The sequence below is a fragment of the Micromonospora sp. NPDC047620 genome, assembly GCF_043205005.1.
In the GTDB taxonomy this organism is placed as follows: Bacteria; Actinomycetota; Actinomycetes; order Mycobacteriales; family Micromonosporaceae; genus Micromonospora.
Genome location: NZ_JBIDDG010000009.1, coordinates 195181 through 215010 on the forward strand (window position 1 = coordinate 195181; position 19830 = coordinate 215010).

A 19830-nucleotide genomic window follows, 5' to 3' on the forward strand; every position below is an offset into this window, starting at 1 on the left:
TCCTCTCTGTACCCTCTACGCGGAGCGGTAACCGCCGCGATGTATCGGACCGATACATCGCACGCTAGCGGATCACCGTGATCAGGGCAAACCCCCGTTTCCGGGTTCCTGTGGTCACGCATCGTCACCGTGGTCGCCCCGTCCGGCGAGACCGCGTACCCTCTTCCGCATGCGTACGCAGCGCCAGGTGGTGGACTACTCGCTCCGGAAGCGAGCGGTGCTGCGTGAGCTTCTCGCCGGTCGGGTCGGCACGTACGACGTCTGCGACGCGTCGCCGTACCTGAAAAACGCCGCTCGCTACCACGGCGAGCCGACGGACGAGCGGTGCCCGATCTGCCGGAGCGAGAACCTGACGCGCGTCCACTACATTTACGGCGACGAACTCAAGCAGTCCGCCGGCCAGGCCCGGACGCTGGCCGAGTTGCCCGTGCTGGCGATGACGCTGCGTGAGTTCCAGGTCTTCGTGGTGGAGGTGTGCCTCGGCTGTGACTGGAACCATCTCGTCGAGCAGTACCTGCTCGGCCGGGACGGGCTGGCCGGGGACCCGGAGGGCGGGCCGGAGCAGGACGCGGTGGGCGGCACGGCTGCCTCGGGCACCGGCGCGGTCGGTCGACGGAGGCGAGAGGCGCAACGGTGATCCTGGCTCGATCGGCCGACCCCGGCCAGCACGCGCGCGCCCGGGCAGACCGACGGCTCGTTGGTCTGATTGGCCCGATTGATTCACAACTGACACCGGTCCACCGCGGCACACCTGTGCCGCACCTGGCGGGTGTCCCATCTCACGGCAAACCGGTGGCGGCGCGGTCGCGCCACACCGCGACGGCAGGGTGTGAGGAATGAACTCGTACGGCGATCCCAGTTCCCCGCGCGGGCGGGCCCAGATTCCGGGCCGGCACGGCGACTCCGGCGGTGACGCCCGCGGGGGCGGTTGGTCGGCTGCACAGGAGGGTACGGCACCCGGCCGCGCCTCGGTCGCGCCCCGGGGTGCCGCCGGTGGGCGGGCCTCGGTCGGCGGCTCGGCGTCCGTGCCGCCGCGCGGCGGTCCGGCCGCCGGATCGGCTTCGGTGGGGTCCGCCTCCGCCGGTCGTGCCGGCGCCGGCCGGGCCTCCGTCCCGGTCTCCCCGGCGCCGGGCGCGGGCCGGGCGGGCGCGGGCCGCGCATCGGTGCCGGTCTCCCCGGCGGCCGGCGGATCGGCCGGCCGCGCCACGGTGGGCGCCGCGGCCGTCGGTGCCGCCTCGGCCGGGCGGGCCAGCGTCGGATCGGCGGCCGTCGGCGGCGTCGCCGGCCGGGCGTCGGCGCGGGCGAGCGTCTCGCCGGGCTCGGGTGGCCCGGGTGGCCCCGGGGGGCCGACCGGCCCCGGCCGCGGCGGTCGCGGCTCGGGCGACCCGGCCAAGGCGGCGCGGGCGAAGAAGCGCAAGCGGATGAACATGCTGATCGCCGCGTTCGCGGTCTTCATCATGCTCGCCGGCCTCGGCGTGGTCGGCTTCACCTACTACTCGACCAACGTGGTTCTTCCCAACGAGGTCCCGTTGCCGCTCTCCACCACGATCTATGCCAGCGACAAGAAGACCCAGGTGGCCCGGCTGGGCAATGAGAACCGCACCTTCGTCACGATCAAGGACATCCCCGAGCACGTCCAGCACGCAGTGGCGGCGGCCGAGGACCGGAACTTCTACAAGCACTCGGGTGTGGACTACAAGGGCATCGCACGGGCAGCCTGGAACAACCTCACCGGCGGCGACAAGCAGGGCGCGTCGACGATCACCCAGCAGTACGCCCGCAACGCGATCGAGAACCTGAAGGACGACACCTACGCCCGAAAGGTCAAGGAGGCGATGTTCGCCTCCAAGCTGAACGAGAAGTACACCAAGCCAGAGATCATGCAGCACTACCTCAACGTGATCTACTTCGGGCGCGGTGCGTACGGCATCGAGGCGGCCGCCCAGACCTACTTCGGCAAGTCGGCGAACAAGCTCTCGGTCGCCGAGGGCGCGGTGCTTGCCTCGCTGATCAAGCAGCCGGTGGCCAGCGAGACCCACAAAGGCTACGACCCGGCGGTCAACCCCACCGATGCCCAGAAGCGGTGGAACTACGTGCTCGGGGGCATGGTCGAGGAGGGCTGGTTGAACGCCGCGGATCGACCGACCGCGTACCCGAAGGTGCTGGCGCCGAAGAAGGACGGCAACGGGTTCGGCGTGAAGAGCCCCCGAGGCAACGTCGTCAACTACGTCCGCCAGGAGATGGAGCAGTGGGGGATCTGCTCAGACTCGGGCGCGCCGGGCAAGCCGAGCTGCGTCGACGAGTTGCGTGACGGCGGCTACCGGATCACGACCACCATCAACGCGAAGATGCAGCAGGCGCTGGAGGAAGCCGCCCAACCGGACCGGAAGGGGTCGGTGCTCTACGGGCAGCCGAAGAATCTCATGGCGGCAGCGGTCTCCATCGATCCTAAGTCCGGCCGGGTGCTCGCCTACTACGGTGGTGACAGCGGCGCCGACTTCGACTACGCGGGCAAGAACACCAACGCCAACGGCGACATCGTCGGTGGTCATCCGCCAGGCTCGTCGTTCAAGGTCTACACCTTGGCGGCCGCCATCGACGCCGGCATCTCGGTCAAGTCGCGCTGGGACGCCACCCCGTTCAAGCCGGAAGGCTTCAAGGACGAGGTGCAGAACGCCGGCCGCGACGTTACGGAGACCTGCAACAAGTCCTGCACGCTGGAGGAGTCGACCATTCGGTCGTACAACGTGCCGTTCTTCCACCTCACCGAGAAGATCGGTGCCGACAAGGTGGTCGGCATGGCACAAAAGGCCGGCGTGAGCACGATGTGGACGGTCGATCCACCCCAGCCGTACGACTTGGTCAAGGAGAAGCCGGAGAACCTCGCGCCGAGCAAGTTCGACCGAGTCGTCGGCTATGGCCAGTACCCGATCACCGTGCTCGACCATGCCAACGGGCTCGCCACGCTGGCCAATGACGGTAAGTACAACAAGGCGCATTTCGTCCTCGCGGTGGAAAAGCAGGACAAGGAGACCGGCAAGTGGGTGAAGGTGCCGGGCACCGGCGAGAAGCTCAAGCCGCAGCCGCGCATCAAGCCGGAGGTCGCCAACGAGGTGACCGCCGTGCTGAAGGAGATCCCGGAGAAGAACAACGCCAACCTGGACGAGGGGCGGGACGCGGCCGGCAAGACCGGTACCTGGGAGTACAACGGGACCCCGCGTAACGCCCACGCCTGGATGGTCGGCTATGACGACAACCTCGCCACCGCGGTGTGGATTGGCAGCCGGGACCCCAGAAAGCCGGCGATCGTGGACAAGAACAAGGCCGATATCGGCGGTAGCAGCTTCCCGGCCAAGCTCTGGAAGCGGTACATGGACGATGCGTTGAAGGGCAAGGACAGGTCGGATCTGCCGAGCATCACCGGCATCGGTAACGACAAGGCCGGCAACGGCGAGGCGCCCCCGCCGCCCCCGCCCCCGACGGACCCGCGCTGCCCCGACCCGTTGAACCCGTTCTGCCCGCCGGACGGCAACAACGGCGGTGGCAACAACGGCGGTGGTAACAACCCGGGTGGCCCGACCGGGCCCACCACCCCGACGGATCCGCGGCCGGATGGCGGTGGTGGCGGGCTGATGCCGAGCAGCACACCACGGCCCGACGACGACTGAGCCACGAACGCCGCCGGCGGCCGGACGACCTGTCCGGCCGCCGGCGGCGTTTCCGCGTACCGACGTGTCGGGTGCTGAAGGGGACGCGGAGGCCGGTTGTACGGCAGGATGCACCCTCATGAGCACGCAGCCGACGCGAGGCATCGACGACGCCGGTGCCGCCGACCACCCGTCCCGGTCCGACGGCTTCGTCCGGGGCGTCTCCGGCGTCATCGGCGGCCCGCTGGGCGACCACGCGGTCGCGCTCGACCGACCCGCCGGGCGGGAGAGTCGGTTCTGGACGGCGGCGAGGATCGTCCTGGCCCTGGTCTGCCTGACCCTGGCGCTGCACTGGGTGCAGAAGTCGCCCTGCCAGGACGGCGCCTGGCAGAACAACGTGCAGTACACCCGGTTCTGCTACACCGACGTGCTGGCGCTCTACTACGCCGAGCGGCTCAACGAGGGCGCGGTCCCCTACCGGGACCACCCCGTCGAGTACCCGGTGCTCACCGGCTACTTCATGGGCGCGCTCGGCCTGCCCGTGCACGCCCTCGGCGAGAACGACCCGGGGATCAACCAGGGCCAGTGGTTCTACAACCTGAACGCGCTGGTGCTCGGCGCGCTGGCGGTCGCCACGGTGGCGGTGATTCTCGCCCTGCGCCGCCGACGACCCTGGGACGCCGCGCTCTTCGCGCTCGCCCCCGCGCTGATGCTCACCGCCACGGTCAACTGGGACCTGCTCGCCATCGGGCTGGCCGCGTTCGGCCTGTTCGCCTGGGCCCGCAGCCGGCCCCTGCTCGCCGGCGTCCTGCTCGGCCTCGCCGGGGCGGCCAAGATGTGGCCGCTGTTCATCTTCTGGCCGATCCTGTTGCTGGCGCTGCGCGCCGGGCGGCTCCGCGCCGCCCTCACCGCCATCGGCGCGGCCCTGGTGTCCCTGGTCGCCGTGAACCTGCCGGTCGCCGTCCCCTACCGGGAGAACTGGGACCGCTTCTTCGAGCTGAACTCGACCCGGCCGATCGACTGGGGCACCCTCTGGTACATCGGGCGCTACCTGGACGGGAAGGTCGGCAGCGCCAACCCCGCCGATCTCGGGCCCTTCGAGTGGCTGAACGTCAACATCCCGGCGCTGAACGCCCTGTCGTACGCCCTCTTCGGGCTGGCCTGCCTCGGGGTGGCCGCGCTGGGGCTGCTGGCGCCGCGCCGCCCCCGGCTCGCGCAGCTCGCGTTCCTGGTGGTCGCCGCGTTCCTGATCTTCAGCAAGGTGTGGTCGCAGCAGTTCGTGCTCTGGCTGCTGCCGCTGGTGGTGCTGGCCCGCCCCAAGTGGGGCGCCTTCCTGGCCTGGCAGGTGGCCGAGGTCTGCTACTTCGCGGCCTTCTACGGGGAACTGCTCGGCGCGTCGACCGGCAAGCCGGTCTTCCCGGAGGGCGTCTTCGTGCTGGCGGCCACGCTGCGCCTGACCACCGTGGTGGTGCTCTGCGTGCTGGTCGTGCGGGAGATTCTGCGGCCGGAACTCGACCCGGTGCGGGCCACGTACGCCGACGACCCGGACGGCGGTCTCCTCGACGGCGCGCCGGACGCACCCTGGCTCGACCGCTGGCGAGGCCGGCCCAGCGCCCCCGCCGAGCCGGCACCCCTCCCGGCGTGACCCGTCCCGCCGGCCGCCCGAGGTGACACCCGGGCGGCCGGCGGCACGCGGGTCAGAGGCGGTAGACCACCACCTGGCCGATCTCCTCGCGGGTGATGCCCAGGCCGTCGACCGGCGCGTCGACCGTGACCTCCCACGGCGTGCCGGCGATCTGGTCGCGCATCAGCAGCACGTTGCGGACGCCGAGGACGCGCAGGTAGTCGACGCTGGTCTGGTCGGGGAAGGAGAGCGTTACCCGGCGCACCTCGTCGAGCTGGTGCGGGGTGAAGCCGCTGCCCCCGTTGACCACGTCCTGGAACCTGGTCGTGGACCAGAGCATCACCGGCTGGTCGAGGTTCTGGCTGCTCGGCAGCACCAGCAGCGGGCCGGCCACGGTCCGCATCGCGGCGGGCTGCTGCGGCACGACCGGGTGCGGCGTGACGTTCAGGCCCTCGGCGATCACCAGCACCAGCGGCAGCAGGGTGGCCAGGCGCAGCCACGGGCCCGGCCAGGACGGGATCCGCTCGGCGCAGATCTCCCGCACCCGCGTGGCGAACGCGCTGACCGCGCCCGCCGCGAGCAGCCCGAGCAGCAGCGTGGTCCAGAGCATCAGCCGGCCGGGGGTGCGCAGGCCGCTCCACCCGGGCAGGTGCTCGAAGAGCGGAACGTAGGTGTACGTGCCGTCGAAGAACCGGGTGCCCATGGCGAGCACCATGGTCACCACCACCCCGGCGAGCAGCAGCAGCCGGTGGCGCAGCTTCCAGACGGAGAAGAAGAGCCCGCCGGCGGCGAGGGCGTAGAGCACGAACCCGGGCAGCAGGGTCATCTCCGGGTGCCAGGGCAGCGCCGCCCGCGCGCCCTCGTGCAACTCGCCCCAGACACGCGACTCGGCAGGCGCGGTGAAGAAGCCGCTCGCCGGCGGGGAGAAGATGCCGATGTCGGCGACCGTCCGCTCCGCCTGCGGGTGCTGCTCCTTCACCGTGAAGTACGGAACCGCCAGCAGCGCGCCGACACCGGCGAAGAGCAGCCCGCCGACCAGATCCGCGGCCAGCAGCCGGCGCCCGAACGGGCGCTTCACGGCCCAGAACCAGGTTCGCCGGACGTACCAGGTCACGGCGGCGACGACCACCGTGCCGCCGAGGAAGTACGCGAACGGCAGCCCGATGCCGAAGCCCAGGCTGAGCTGCCAGGCGGCCACCAGCCAGCCGGTGTAGACCCAGCCGTCGTGCCGGCGCTCCGGGCGGTAGCCGTGGCGGAGCGAGTAGCCGTGCCCTCGCGCCAGCATGGCCAGCGCCAGCGGGATGCCGCCGTTGGAGATCACGTGCAGGTGCCCGGCCTGCGCGAGCAGCCAGGGCGCGTAGGCGTAGCTGACCCCGGCCACCGCCCCGCCGATCCGGCCCGCGCCGAGCTGGCGGGCCAGCGCGTACGCCCCGAGCGTGGCGAGCGCGTGGGCCAGCACGAACATGATGTTGTAGCGCAGCACGGCGGCCTCGGGGCCGGTGCCGATCATGCCCGCCGGGGCGTAGCCGAGCAGCGTGTCGGAGAAGGCGAAGCTCCAGTCCTCCGGAAAGAAGGTGTTCGACTGCCACAGCTGCGCCGGGTTGGTCAGCAGGATGTGCCCGGACCAGGCCATCTGCCACGCCTGCAGGCTCGGGTCCCAGTAGTCCTGCGGGAGGGTGTGCAACGGGTAGCGCAGGGTCGGCCAGGTCATCAGGACGGCCAGCGCCAGCGAGCCGAGCGTCGCGAGCGTCCACTCGTGGATCAGCACGCGACCGACCGCCCGGGCGGCACGCCGTACCCAGCTTGGCCGGGGCTCCGGGGCGGACGCGAAGGCGGCCCACCGGTCCGGCTTCCCCGCCTCCTTGCTGCTTTCCTCGGCCTTGCCGCTCTCCGTGCCATCGCCGGCCTTGTCGGTGCCGTCCTTGCCGTCCTTGCCGTCACCGTCCTCGGCGGGACCGGCCTCGGCGGGACCGGCCTCGGCGGGACCGGCCTCGGCGGGACCGGCCTTGCGGTCCTTGCCGTCGGCGTCCTTGGCCCTGCCGTCGCCGGTGGTGCTGGCGTGACCGGCGGCGGCCTTGACGTCGCTGTCGGTCGTGACGTCGTCGCTGGTTTCGGCGGCACCGGGCTTGGCTCCGGCGTCGCCGAGCCTGGTGCTGGCGTCTCCGCTGTTCGTGGCCTCGCCGGCCTTGGCGTCGCCGGTGCCGCTGCCCGTGCCCGGCCGGTCGTTGTCTCTGCCGCTCGTGCCGCGGGCGTCCCTGGTGGCCGGGTCCTTGTCGGTGGAGCCGGTCCCGGCGGGAGCACCGGCCATCGGCGTGGTGCCGCCACCCGTACCGCTGGCCGGGCCGGCCGGGTTCGCGTGCGCCGCGTCGGTGGAGGTGGTCGGGCCCGGGGGTGGGCTGGCCGGCGCGTCGCTGCCGGAAGCCGCCGACGGGTCGGCGGCGGGGTGGGTGCCGCCGCTGGCGGACTGGTCGGTCGTCATGCGGCGGGGCTCTCCGCCCCGAGCCGGTCACGCAGGAAGGCGATATCGGCGCCCTGGCCCTCGACGCCGCCGGGGGTCTCGACGATCACCGGCGCGTCGGCCGCGCGGATCACCGCCACCAGCAGTTCGGGGTCGATTGTCCCGCCGTCGAGGTTGTCGTGCCGGTCCTGCCCGGAGTTGAACGCTCCCTTGGAGTTGTTGGCGTGCACCAGGTCGATCCGTCCGGTGATCGCCTTGACCCGGTCGACCAGACCGAGCAGTTCCTCGCCGCCGGCGTGCGCGTGGCAGGTGTCCAGGCAGAAGCCCACCTCGTAGTCGCCCACGGCGTCCCAGAGCCGGGCCAGCGCGTCGAGCCGCCGGGCGCACGCGTTGTCGCCACCGGCGGTGTTCTCGATCAGGACCGGCAGCTCGAAGCCGCCGGAGTCCGCCGCGTACGCGAAGGTCTTGCGCCAGTTGTCGAAACCGACGGCGAGGTCGTCCCCGGCGTTGACGTGCCCGCCGTGCACGATCAGCCCCTTCGCGCCGACGGCGGCGGCCGCCTGGGCGTGCCCGAGCAGCAGCTTCCGGCTGGGAATCCGGATCCGGTTGTTCAGGGTCGCGACGTTGATGACGTACGGCGCGTGGACGTAGAGGTCGACGTCCGCCGCCCGCAGCCGCTCCGCGTCCTCCCGGGGCTTCGGGGCTTTCCACCCCTGCGGGTCGGAGAGGAAGAACTGCACGGCCCCGGCCTCTCGGGCCGTCGCCTCCGCCAGCGGGTCGGTCGAATCGACGTGGGCTCCGATACGCATGCAGGGGAGCCTACGTCGCCGCGCCGACAGCCGGGGCGACGGCGGTGGGGAGTGGCAAGCGTGCCCGCGTCACCTCCCGGCGTCGGCGGTCGTTGATGCGAGTGGGATCCACGGTTGGCGTTTCCGGGCGGGCCGACCTGCGGCCGCCTCGCCGGGTGGCCGAGCCGCCCGGGAAGCGGGGGCACCCCGTCGCGCGGCCCGGCGCGACGGGGGCCGGCCCCGGAACCGGTACCCGGGCCGGCCGAAAAATTTCGGAGAAATCCGCCATTTACGCCGACAAGGGTTAAGAGCCGTTGTAACGTCAGGTAACAACACGATAAAGCTCCGCGGGGCGTCCCCGGTCCAACCTCATCGGTGTGGTCGTTCCTCCCCAGGTCCCACCCAAGGAATGCGGACGGGACGCCCCGCGGCCTCGTGCACGGGGGCTCGCATCGACAGTGACGTCGAGGCGGGCCCCCGTCGCCTCTGTCCGGGGCGGTGGGCCGACCACCCCAGGCATGATCGTCCGGACCGGGTATCCTGGTCCGGTTGTCCGCGTCCGGCCGGGTCCCCCCGGGACCGGCGTGGGCCACGACGCACGACCTCCTGCCACGGAAGGACCGTGGCCGCTTAGCCCACAGGAGGTGAGCACGTCTTGCGTCATTACGAGATCATGGTGATCCTCGACCCCAGCCTCGAGGAGCGCACCGTCGCCCCGTCGCTCGACACGTACCTGAACGTGATCCGGACCGCGGGTGGCTCGGTGGAGAAGACCGACGTGTGGGGCCGCCGGCGCCTCGCGTACGAGATCAACAAGAAGGCCGAGGGCATCTACGCCGTCATCGACCTGCAGGCGACGCCTGCGGCGGTGGCCGAGCTGGACCGTCAGCTGCGGCTCAACGAGTCCGTGCTGCGCACCAAGGTCATCCGGCCGGAGATGCGCTAAGCATTCAAACCCGGTTCACCCGGACCAGCCTCATCGGTGCTGTCAGAGGGCTCTGAGAGCCTGTACGGCAGAACAGATGAGTGCGCGAGGAGATGGTCATGGCAGGAGACACCACCATCACGGTCATCGGCAACCTGACCGATGACCCCGAGTTGCGGTTCACCCCCTCCGGTGCGGCGGTCGCCAAGTTCCGGGTCGCTTCGACGCCCCGGTTCATGGACAAGGCCTCCGGCGAGTGGAAGGACGGCGAGCCGCTCTTCCTGGCGTGCACCGTGTGGCGGCAGGCGGCGGAGCACGTCGCCGAGTCGCTCCAGCGGGGCGCCCGCGTGATCGTCTCGGGCCGGCTGCGTCAGCGGTCGTACGAGACGCGCGAGGGCGAGAAGCGCACCGTCATCGAGCTCGAGGTCGACGAGATCGGCCCGTCGCTGCGCTACGCCACGGCGAAGGTGCAGAAGATGTCCCGCTCCGGCGGCGGTGGCGGCGGCTTCGGCGGCGGTGGTGGAGGTGGCCAGGGCGGCGGCGGAGGCAACTTCGACGACCCCTGGGCCTCGGCCGCGCCGGCACCCTCGCGCGGTGGTTCGGGTGGCGGAAACTTCGACGAGGAGCCCCCGTTCTAATGGCGCCGAGCGCCCGCGATCGCAAACCAGGAGCACGAGCAATGGCCAAGGCCGCTGCACTTCGCAAGCCGAAGAAGAAGGTGAACCCGCTCGACAAGGACGGGATCACCTACATCGATTACAAGGACACCGCGCTGCTGCGCAAGTTCATCTCCGACCGCGGCAAGATCCGCGCTCGGCGGGTGACCGGCGTGACCTCGCAGCAGCAGCGGCAGATCGCCCGTGCGGTCAAGAACGCCCGCGAGATGGCGCTCCTGCCGTACACGGCCACGGCCCGCTGAGAGGAGGCACCGATATGAAGATCATCCTGACTCAGGAGGTGTCCGGCCTCGGTGCCCCGGGCGACATCGTCGAGGTCAAGAACGGCTACGGCCGTAACTACCTGCTGCCGCAGGGCTTCGCGATCGCCTGGACCAAGGGTGCGGAGAAGCAGGTCACGGTCATCAAGCGGGCCCGCTCGGCCCGGGAGATCCGCGACCTCGGCCACGCCAACGAGGTCAAGGACCAGCTCGAGGGCCTCAAGGTCAACCTGAAGGCCCGTGCCGGTGACGGTGGTCGGCTCTTCGGGTCGGTCACCCCGGCCGAGATCGTCGAGGCCGTCAAGGTCGCCGGCGGCCCGGTCCTCGACCGTCGTCGGCTGGAGCTGCCCGGTCACATCAAGTCGACCGGCTCCTACCCGGTGCGGATCAAGCTGCACCCCGAGGTGACCGCCAAGTTCGACCTCAACGTCGTCCAGGGCTGACGCCTCACCACAGCACCACGACAGGGCCCGCACCGACCGGTGCGGGCCCTGTTCGCGTTCGACGAGCCGGCCCGGCCGGGTAGTGGCGCGTCAGCCGATCGGCTGCCCGGTGACCGCGCTGATCATGACCGTCGAGAGGCCGCCGCCGACCACCGCCGCAGCCAGCGCCACCGTGGCCGAACGCCAGGTGGTGTCGACCCGGCGCAGCAGCAGCGCCACGACCAGGCTGCTGGCCAGCGCCAACCCGAATCGCGGCAGGCCTGATGACAGGGAGCCCAGCGCCCGCGACCGCGGCGAGTCGCAGCCTCCGCCGCTGATGTCGGTGACGCAACCCGCCGGCGCCTGCCCATCGAGCGTCAACAGCCAGACGAAGATCAGCACCGCCGGCACCAGGTAGCAGGCGGCGGTGTAGAGCAGCGGCCGCCACGGCCCACCCGGATCGGCATCGAGCAGGTCGTCCTCGACGTGGCGGCTCCAGGCCCCCGCCCCGGCTGCCTCGACCCGACCGCGTACGGCTGACGAGGTCGACGCCCGCGACGGGGCGACCGGCTCGGACGCCCGCCGTCGCGGCGCCATGCGCGGTCGGGGGGCGATGTAGGAGGCCACCGGCGACGGGGGAGCCGACGCCGGCGGGTCCATCCACCGCGGATCGTCGCCCGCCAGGCGGGTGCCCGACCAGGACCCCTCGTCCCGGTCGTCCTGCCCGGGCCAGGGCCACCCCTCCGCGGTGCCGCCGCCGGGGCGCGGCGGCACCGTCCGGTCCCACCCACCGCCGTCGGAGTATCGCTCCCACTGCCCGGTGCTGTCCGGTTGGTGCCACTGGCCGGTGTCGTCGCTCCGGTCCCACCGAACGGCGGCGGCGGAGTGCTCCCAGCGGTCCACCTCGCCGGCCGGGCGCCACGCGCGCACGCCCGACGCGTCCCACGGGTCCACCGGCGGTGGGTAGGAGGGCGTCGACCCGCGTGCCTCCCGGTCCCAGGGTTCCACCGCCGGCCGGTCCTCGGCCACCCGTCGGCCCCGGCGGTCGGGGCGTCCGTCCTCCCACGTCGGCGCCGGCCCGGACGCGTCGGCCGGCTCCCCCGGGCCCGCCCGGACGACCGGTGGGCGGCTGGGCGGCAAGCGCTTCGGCCGCCCCTGCGGCGTCGCCCCGGAGGCCGGGTCGTCCTCGGCCCGGCGGCGCCCCGAGTAGCCCCGCTCCTGCGGTCGGTCGAGGTCGTCCTCGTCGTCTGGGGCGGCGTGCCGACCGCCGCCGTCCGCGCGGCGAACGCCGGACTCGAGCGCCCAGCGCGGCAGGTAGGGATCGACGAACTCCTGCTGGCCGGCTGCGACGCCGCGACGTCGGCTCCGGGCGCGGGGCCGGGCGGTGTCTCCGTCGTAGGGGTCGGCCGGCGACGGGTCTGGGGGACCGTCCCAGGCAACGGCCGGGGGTCGCTCGCGCGGACCATCGTCTCCGCGTCCCCAGTCCTGGTAACTCACGGCCGGAGCGTGACCCTTCCCGACCGATGGCACAATCCGCTGTCCAGGTGTAGCCGTTCGCTGGAGATGGTACGGGACGTTCGACCGGGCAGTTCGACCGAAAACTTTCATCCACAGGGTGGGGACGGAGTTTTCCCAGTTCAGAGGCTTGCCTGCGGGAATTCCCCAGCCGTTGTCCACAGCCTGTGCACACCCTGCGCACATGGTCGTCCACCGGCATCCACAGGTTGTCCCGAGGCTCGTCCACCGCCATGGTTGAGGGGCTGACCTCGGGTTCCGTAAGGTGGGCCCCCGACCGGCCGTGCGATGACCCCCGATCGACCGGCAGGTCGAGGTTGTCGTACCCCGGCGGTAGAGCTGGCCTTGGATCCGACGCAGTGGAGGGGGGACCCGTGTCGGTCACCGACGACATGCGGGCGGACCAGCGCTCCGGCGGCGGCCAGGCGTCCCCGCCGCCCCAGCGCGACGGTCAGTTCGACAAGACCCCACCCCAGGACGTCGCTGCCGAGCAGTGCGTCCTCGGCGGCATGCTGCTCTCCAAGGACGCCATCGCCGACGTCGTCGAGATCCTCAAGACCAACGACTTCTACCGGCCGGTGCACGCCACCATCTTCGACACCATCCTGGAGATCTACGGTCGGGGCGAGCCGGCCGACTCGATCACCGTGGCGGCGGCGCTGGCCGACTCCGGCGACCTCGTCCGGATCGGTGGCGCCCCCTACCTGCACACGCTGATCGCCAGCGTGCCGACCGCCGCGAACGCCGCCTACTACGCGCGGATCGTCAGCGAGCGGGCGGTCCTGCGGCGGCTGGTGGAGGCCGGCACCAAGATCGTGCAGCTGGGCTACGGCACCGGCCAGGGCGGCAGCCGGGACGTCGACGACATCGTCGACCTCGCCCAGCAGGCGGTCTACGACGTCACCGAGCGCCGCGTCAGCGAGGACTTCGCGGTGCTCGCCGACATGCTCCAGCCGACGCTCGACGAGATCGAGGCGGTGGGCGCCCAGGGCGGCGTGATGACCGGCGTCCCCACCGGCTTCACCGACCTGGACCGGCTGCTCAACGGCCTGCACGCGGGGCAGCTCATCATCGTGGCCGGAAGGCCCGGTCTGGGCAAGGCGCTCGCGTTGGACACCCCGCTTCCCACGCCGACGGGCTGGACCACCATGGGGGAGGTCGAGGTCGGCGACGAGCTGCTGGGCGCCGACGGTCTGCCCACGAAGGTCACCGCCGCGTTCGAGGTGCGGCACGACCGGCCGTGCTACGAGGTCGAGTTCTCCGACGGTTCGGTGATCGTCGCCGACGGCGAACATCTGTGGAAGACCACCACGCGGGCAAGTCGCCGCGCCGCCCCTGCCCGCCGGCGCGACCACTGGTCTCCCGAGTCCGTCGAACTCCTGCGGCAGGCAGCCGCAGCCCTCGGCGACGACGTCACGATCGCGGAACTGGCCGGCGTGCCCGGTCCGGAGTTCACGCACACCGCTCACCGGGTGGCCCACGACATCGCCGACGACTCGCCCGTCGCCGTTCGCAGGCGCCCGCGTGTGCGCCCGGCCAGGGCCTATCCGGCCCGCCGCTACCGCCGCTTGTCGGCTCGTGTCGAGCAGTGGTCGGACAGCCTGACGGCTGCGGAGTCGGCGGGCGTGGTGACGACGGAGCAGATCCGGGCGACACTGTGTACGAACACGGCTGACCGGCGGCTGAATCACGCGGTCGAGAACGCCGCCGCGCTCCGCCTCCCGGAACGGGATCTTCCGCTCGCGCCGTACACGCTCGGGGTCTGGCTCGGCGACGGCCACCCGGCGTCGGGAAGGATCACCACCGTCGACCCGGAGATCCTGGCCGGGATCGAGTCCGACGGCTACCGTCACCGGCGGTACGGAACCTTCCGCGGTCCTCTGCGCGAGGCGGGGGTGCTGGGCGACAAGCACATCCCCACGGCCTACCTGCGGGCCTCGGAGGCGCAGCGGCGATCGCTGCTGGCCGGGCTGCTCGACACCCACGGCACCGTGACCGCCAGCGGGAACGTGCAGTTCACCACGACCTCGCCCCGTCTCGCCGAAGACGTGCACGAGCTGGTCGTCAGCCTCGGGTACCGCTGCTCGGTCGCGCGCAAGACCAGGGGACGCGCAGCGGGGGGCTTGGTCGCCTTCAACCTGAACTTCACGGCCAGGGACGAGGTCTTCCGCCTGCCGCGCAAGCGGGAGGCGCACCGGTTGCGGCGCCGAAGCGAGAGCAACTCCCGGACGGACAGCCGCTTCATCGTCGACGTCCGGCCGGTTCCGAGCGTGCCCGTCCGGTGCGTCACGGTGGACAATTCCGACCACCTCTACCTCGCGGGTCGGGCGATGATCCCGACACACAACAGCACGGCGAGCATGGACTTCGCGCGCAACGCCGCGATCAGGGCCAACCAGGCGTCAGCCATCTTCTCCCTGGAAATGAGCAAGGTCGAGATCGTCATGCGGCTGCTGTCGGCCGAGGCGCGCGTGCCGCTGCACGTCCTGCGCAGCGGCCAGCTCTCCGACGACGACTGGACCAAGCTCGCCCGCTGCATGGGCGAGATCAGCGAGGCGCCGCTCTTCGTCGACGACACGCCGAGCATGAACCTCATGGAGATCCGGGCCAAGGCGCGTCGGCTCAAGCAGCGGCACGACCTCAAGCTGATCGTGGTCGACTACCTCCAACTGATGACCTCCCCGAAGCGCACCGAGAGCCGGCAGCAGGAGGTCGCGGACCTCTCCCGTGGCCTGAAGCTGCTCGCCAAGGAGGTCGAGTGCCCGGTGATCGCGGTGAGTCAGCTGAACCGTGGCCCGGAGCAGCGCACCGACAAGCGACCACAACTGTCCGATTTGCGTGAATCTGGCTGCCTGACTGCGGAAACCCGATTGATCCGAGCCGACAACAACTCCGAAGTCACCCTTGGTGAGCTGCTCGCCGGCGGAGCCAAGGACATCCCGGTCTGGGCGCTGGACGAATCCCTGCGCTACACCCCGCGGACGATGACGCACGTCTTCCCGAGCGGCAACCGGGAAGTGTTCCGCATGAAGCTGGCGTCGGGTAAGGAGATCGACGCGACGTCGAACCATCCTTTCCTCACCTTCGCCGGATGGGTGCCGCTCGGGGAGTTGGCACCGGGAACGCGTCTCGCCACCCCCCGGCACGTGCCGCCTCCACTCACGATCCGACCATGGGCGGAGGCGGAGGTCGTCATGCTGGCGCACCTACTGGGCGACGGCTCGTTCGTGCGCCGTCAGCCCATTCGGTACGCGAGCCGCGACGAGGGCAATCTGCAGGCCGTGGCGGAGGCCGCCAAGCATTTCGGCATCACGGCCATCCGTGACGAGTACGAGGCGGCCAGGGTCACCACCCTGCGGCTTCCCTCTCCCTACCGTCTCGCTCGCGGTCGGCGTAACCCGGTCGCCGAGTGGTTGGACGGTCTGGGGCTGTTCGGTCTGCGGTCGCACGAGAAGTTCATCCCGGCGGCGGCCTTCGGCATGCCGAAGGAGCAGATCACCCTCTTCCTCCGGCACCTCTGGGCCACGGACGGCTCGGTGAGCGTGAACAAGTCCGGTCGCGGCGGCCGCATCTACTTCTCGTCGACAAGCCGCCGGATGCTCGAGGACATCTCCCGCCTGCTGCTCAGGTACGGCATCACGGCCCGTCTCAGGGCCGTGTCTGTCAGTCGTTACCGGCCGCAGTACACCCTCGACGTCTCCGGGCGGGATGACCAGTTGCGGTTCCTCCGGGAGATCGGCGTGCACGGCGACAGGGCGAGCAACTGCGCCGACCTGCTGGCATCTCTCACAGCGATCGAAAGCAACACCAACGTCGACACGGTTCCACGCGAATTGTGGGGCCGGGTTCGGGAGATCCTGGCGGAGAACGGCATGACCCACCGCGAGTTCGCTGCGGCGATCGACACCCAGTTCTGTGGCAGCACCCTGTGGAAGCACGCACCGAGTCGATCCAGGCTTGCGAAGATCGCATCGGTCCTCGACGCCGCCGATCTCGACCTGCACGCCACGAACGACATCTTCTGGGACGAGATCGTGTCGATCGAGTCACTCGGCGAGCGCGACGTCTTCGACGCCACCGTCCTCGGTACCCACAACTTCATCGCCAACGGCATCGCCACCCACAACTCGATCGAGCAGGATGCCGACGTGGTCATCCTGTTGCACCGCGACGACTACTACGACAAGGAGTCGCCGCGGGCCGGGGAGGCGGATTTCATTGTTGCCAAGCACAGAAATGGTCCGACCGACACGGTGACCGTGGCCGCGCAGCTCCACCTGTCGCGCTTCGTGGACATGGCCATCGTCTGAGGACGGTCGCGCCGGTCAGCCCAGCAGGGGAAACCAGCCGGCGACCTCGCCGAGTTCGAGCCGGTCGTGGTCGGTCAGCGGCACCCGGCCGGTCGCCTTCAGCAGGTATTCCGCGTCGCTCCACGCTGCCGGGCGGACGGCGTCGTCGCTGAGCAGGCCGTCCATCGTGGCCACCGCGACCCGGGTGGCGAGCACCCCGGGCAGGGGCGCGTCGGGCAGGTCGAGGACCAGGTCCAGGTGGTGCACGACGGCCTCGGTGGTCAGCGTGGCGAGCAGGTCCGGCACCCGCAGCACGTGCCCCTGGGCGGTCACGCAGCCGTCCGGGTCGGCGCGGCCCGCGGCGCGTACGGCGGCGGGGGCGGTGTCGGTCCAGAGCCGGACGATCCCGCTCGGTCGGTCGAAGGCGGCGGCGGAGCGGCGGGCCCACCAGGCGTGCCGGGCGCCGTCGTCATCCTGGCCGCCGGCCGGGAACGCGCGCCAGTAGCTCACGTCGTCGACGTCGGGCGGGCCCTCGGCGGGGCTGGCGAGCGCGACCAGTGCCCGCTGGGCGTCGCAGACCACGTGGAAGAGCAGGTCGGCGACGAGCCAGCCCCGGCACCGGGTGGGCCGTTGCAGGTCGACGTCGTCGAGGTCGGCGACGACCCGGATGATCCCGTCGTACGCCTGCGCCAGCGCGAGGTGCTGCCCCTGGTGCGTCATGGGATGCAGCGTCGCACGCCGGTCGCTGGCTGGCACGGCGAGTGGCGGTGCGGGCGTGGCCACGGGTGACCGGGCCGGTCGAGGCACCGGCCCGGTCGACGAGCGGCTCAGCCGAACATCTCGTCCAGGAAGCTCTTGTGCTTCTTGCGCTTGTAGTGCCCGTGGTAGCCGTGGTGCTGGTGGCCGTGCCCGTACGCGGGGGCCGGCGGGTAGCCGTGGGCCGGCGGGGGCGGGGGCGGCGGGACGGCGCCGTAGCCCGGCTGGTGCGGGGCGGGGGCGGGCGGCGGGGGCGGCGGAGGCGCGTAACCGCCCTGCTGCTGGCCGGGCTGGCCGGGGTAGCCGCCCTGCTGGTGGGCGGGCTGCGGCGGGGTCGGGGTGCCCTGCTGGCGGTTCCAGTTGGCCTCCGCCTCGAACAGCTTCTCCAGCTCGCCTCGGTCGAGGAAGATCCCCCGGCACTCGCCGCACTGGTCGATGACGACGCCGCTGCGCTCGTACTGGCGCATTTCTCCGTGGCACTTGGGACAGGTCAGGCTCATTCTCCGACCGTACCCGGTCCGGTCACGCGGTTGCTGTCAGCGCTTCCGTGACTTCCGAATCGGCGACCTCGTGGAAGTCCTCGTAGTAGGCGCTCACCGCCATGAACTCCGGCGGGTGCTGCGCGCAGACGACCTGGTCGGCCTCGGCGGCCAGCATCTCGTACGCCTCCTGCGAGCCGACCGGGACGGCGACCACGACGCGGCGGGCGCCGAGATGGCGGGCGACCTGGACGGCGGCGCGGGCGGTGGCCCCGGTGGCCAGGCCGTCGTCGACGATGACGGCGGTGCGCCCGGACAGGTCGAGCGGCGGGCGGCCGGCGCGGTACAGCTGTTCCCGCCGCTCCAGCTCGGCCTGCTCGCGCCGGCGCACCTCGGCGATGTCGTCGGCGCCGAGCCGGCTGGCCACGACGTCGTTGAGCACCTGCACGCCGCCGGGGCCGAGCGCGCCGAAGGCGACCTCGGGCGCCCACGGCATGCCGAGCTTCCGGACAACCAGCACGTCCAGCGGCGCGCCGAGACGCTCGGCGACCACCCGGGCCACCGGCACGCCGCCGCGCACCAGCCCGAGCACGATGACGTCCGGTTCGCCGATCAGGGCGGTGAGCCGGTCGGCGAGCATCCGGCCCGCCTCTTCTCGGTCGCGGTAGGTGGTGGTCATGCCTCAGGTCTACGCCGTGTCGCCGCCCTTCGCCCGCCAGTTCGGCGAACCGGGGTGCCGCAGCGCGGCGGCCCAGACCAGGAGGGCGAGCGGATAGAGCAGGTAGCCGAAGCGGGTTGACGGCATCAGCAGGATCGCGGCCAGCAGCCCGTACCCGCAGGTCAGCGCGACGGCGACGGCGGTGTGGGGCGGGCGGCGGGCGAGCCGGACGGCGATCGCCAGCCCGGCCGCGAGCAGCAGGGCGGCGGCGACCGTGCGGCCGGCGGGCAGCGCGGTCGCGATCAGGTGGCCGGGGAACGGCGACTGTGCCGGGCTGGTCACCAGGCCGTGGCCGAGCGGGAAGCGGAGCACGTTCTCGACCAGCGCGTCGCGGTCGACGAGCAGGGCGGGGAGCAGCGCGGCGACGGGCAGGCCGACCGCTCCCGCCGCGACCCGCAGGCCGGCCCGCCGGGTCATCCCCCAGATGATCAGCACGAGGGCGACCGGCCAGGCGAAGAGCTTCAGCGCCCCGGCCAGGCCGACGGCGATGCCGGCCCGGCCGGGTCGTCCGGCGGCGGCGAGGGCCAGCGCGAGCAGGCAGAGCGCGAGGACGGGCAGGTCGTCGCCGCCGGTGGCGAGGGTGAGCGCGCAGACCGGCAGCACGGTGGCGGCCTGTACGCCCCGGAGCACGGCGGCGCCGGCCGCGTGGTGGCCGGCGGGGCGGTCGACGCGCGTCAGGGCGCGGACCGCGAGGGCCAGCGCCAGCGCGGTGCCGACCGCGAACCAGACGCGGGCGTCGGTCCACCAGGCGTCGACGGCCGCCCTGGGCAGCCCGAACAGGGCCATCCCCGGCTGGTAGGGGGTGTAGCCGAGCAACTGCTCGCCGGGCGGCAGGGCGGCGATCGCGTCGTGCCCGAGGTACGGCGTGCCGGTGTCGACCAGCCGCCTGCCGGATTCCTCGACGACCAGCACCTCCTCCTGCGCCCGGTCGCCGCGCCCGCCGGCCCGTTCGACGCTCTGCCAGGCCAGCGGCAGCAGGGCGGTGGTGAACCAGGCGAAACCGGTGACCGCCCAGCGGGCCGGCAGGCCGGCCAGCGGCGACCGCGGGTCGCGCCGGCGCAGCAGGAGTTGGGCGGTCGCCGCGAGGGCGGCGAGGAGGTACCCGGCGGCGGCGACGCCGCCCCAGGCCCGGTGCGGGACCAGTGTGGACGTGGCGGCGGTGGTCGCGGCGAACGCCGCCGACACGGCGTACAGGCCGAGGTCGAGGGCGAGGCCACCGGCGGCGGAGTCGAGGGCCCGCCAGCCGCGGCGGGTGGTCGGGGCGGCGGTCAC

Annotated in this window: 15 protein-coding genes; 8 read left to right on the forward strand and 7 right to left on the reverse strand. The window is 72.0% G+C overall.

The genetic code is table 11. The features are described from left to right. Window positions 1–169 precede the first annotated feature (169 nt). The 3 genes from ACGF5C_RS13530 (at window position 170) to ACGF5C_RS13540 (ending at window position 5292) form a co-directional block, all read left to right on the forward strand. On the forward strand, window positions 170–637 hold the full coding sequence (locus tag ACGF5C_RS13530; RefSeq protein ID WP_357450292.1) for a DUF5318 domain-containing protein: 468 nt from the start codon (window positions 170–172) through the stop codon (window positions 635–637). A gap of 199 nt (window positions 638–836) precedes the next feature. Next, the gene (locus tag ACGF5C_RS13535; protein ID WP_393300888.1) at window positions 837–3668 is read left to right on the forward strand and encodes a transglycosylase domain-containing protein; all 2832 of its coding nucleotides are present in this window, start codon (window positions 837–839) and stop codon (window positions 3666–3668) included. A gap of 118 nt (window positions 3669–3786) precedes the next feature. Then, window positions 3787–5292: a glycosyltransferase family 87 protein gene (locus ACGF5C_RS13540; RefSeq protein WP_393300891.1), complete on the forward strand. Its 1506-nt coding sequence runs from the start codon at window positions 3787–3789 to the stop codon at window positions 5290–5292. Window positions 5293–5344: 52 nt separating this feature from the next. Here the strand turns inward: ACGF5C_RS13540 and ACGF5C_RS13545 are convergent, their stop codons facing one another. After that, a complete protein-coding gene (locus tag ACGF5C_RS13545; RefSeq protein ID WP_393300893.1) occupies window positions 5345–7750 on the reverse strand; it encodes a hypothetical protein in 2406 nt (801 codons plus the stop codon). Next, entirely contained in the window at window positions 7747–8538 is a 792-nt protein-coding gene (locus ACGF5C_RS13550; RefSeq protein ID WP_393300896.1) for a deoxyribonuclease IV, read from the reverse strand. The genes ACGF5C_RS13545 and ACGF5C_RS13550 overlap by 4 nt, the downstream gene beginning before the upstream one ends. A gap of 634 nt (window positions 8539–9172) precedes the next feature. Between ACGF5C_RS13550 and rpsF the strand changes: the two genes are divergently transcribed. The 4 genes from rpsF (at window position 9173) to rplI (ending at window position 10822) form a co-directional block, all read left to right on the forward strand. Beyond that, complete coding sequence (gene rpsF / locus ACGF5C_RS13555; protein WP_076468436.1) at window positions 9173–9463, forward strand: 30S ribosomal protein S6; 291 nt, start codon at window positions 9173–9175, stop codon at window positions 9461–9463. Window positions 9464–9543: 80 nt separating this feature from the next. After that, complete coding sequence (locus tag ACGF5C_RS13560) at window positions 9544–10080, forward strand: single-stranded DNA-binding protein (RefSeq protein ID WP_172896610.1); 537 nt, start codon at window positions 9544–9546, stop codon at window positions 10078–10080. A 41-nt stretch (window positions 10081–10121) separates the two neighbouring features. Then, on the forward strand, window positions 10122–10361 hold the full coding sequence (gene rpsR / locus ACGF5C_RS13565) for a 30S ribosomal protein S18 (protein ID WP_007073789.1): 240 nt from the start codon (window positions 10122–10124) through the stop codon (window positions 10359–10361). A gap of 14 nt (window positions 10362–10375) precedes the next feature. Then, the gene (gene rplI / locus ACGF5C_RS13570) at window positions 10376–10822 is read left to right on the forward strand and encodes a 50S ribosomal protein L9 (protein ID WP_393300899.1); all 447 of its coding nucleotides are present in this window, start codon (window positions 10376–10378) and stop codon (window positions 10820–10822) included. Between the two features lie 90 nt (window positions 10823–10912). Here rplI and ACGF5C_RS13575 read toward each other — a convergent pair whose 3' ends face one another. Continuing rightward, window positions 10913–12298, reverse strand: coding sequence for a hypothetical protein (locus ACGF5C_RS13575; protein ID WP_393300902.1), 1386 nt, complete (start codon window positions 12296–12298; stop codon window positions 10913–10915). A 527-nt stretch (window positions 12299–12825) separates the two neighbouring features. Here ACGF5C_RS13575 and ACGF5C_RS13580 point away from each other — a divergent pair. Then, on the forward strand, window positions 12826–16626 hold the full coding sequence (locus ACGF5C_RS13580; protein WP_393301081.1) for a replicative DNA helicase: 3801 nt from the start codon (window positions 12826–12828) through the stop codon (window positions 16624–16626). A gap of 15 nt (window positions 16627–16641) precedes the next feature. Here the strand turns inward: ACGF5C_RS13580 and ACGF5C_RS13585 are convergent, their stop codons facing one another. The 4 genes from ACGF5C_RS13585 to ACGF5C_RS13600 all read right to left on the reverse strand — a co-directional run bounded on the left by ACGF5C_RS13585 (window position 16642) and on the right by ACGF5C_RS13600 (window position 19830). Beyond that, entirely contained in the window at window positions 16642–17325 is a 684-nt protein-coding gene (locus ACGF5C_RS13585) for a maleylpyruvate isomerase N-terminal domain-containing protein (RefSeq protein WP_393300905.1), read from the reverse strand. A gap of 107 nt (window positions 17326–17432) precedes the next feature. After that, the gene (locus ACGF5C_RS13590; protein WP_393300908.1) at window positions 17433–17861 is read right to left on the reverse strand and encodes a zf-TFIIB domain-containing protein; all 429 of its coding nucleotides are present in this window, start codon (window positions 17859–17861) and stop codon (window positions 17433–17435) included. Between the two features lie 22 nt (window positions 17862–17883). Then, window positions 17884–18519, reverse strand: a complete 636-nt coding sequence (locus ACGF5C_RS13595) for a phosphoribosyltransferase (RefSeq protein ID WP_393300911.1) — start codon at window positions 18517–18519, stop codon at window positions 17884–17886. Between the two features lie 9 nt (window positions 18520–18528). Beyond that, window positions 18529–19830, reverse strand: coding sequence for a glycosyltransferase family 87 protein (locus ACGF5C_RS13600; protein WP_393300914.1), 1302 nt, complete (start codon window positions 19828–19830; stop codon window positions 18529–18531).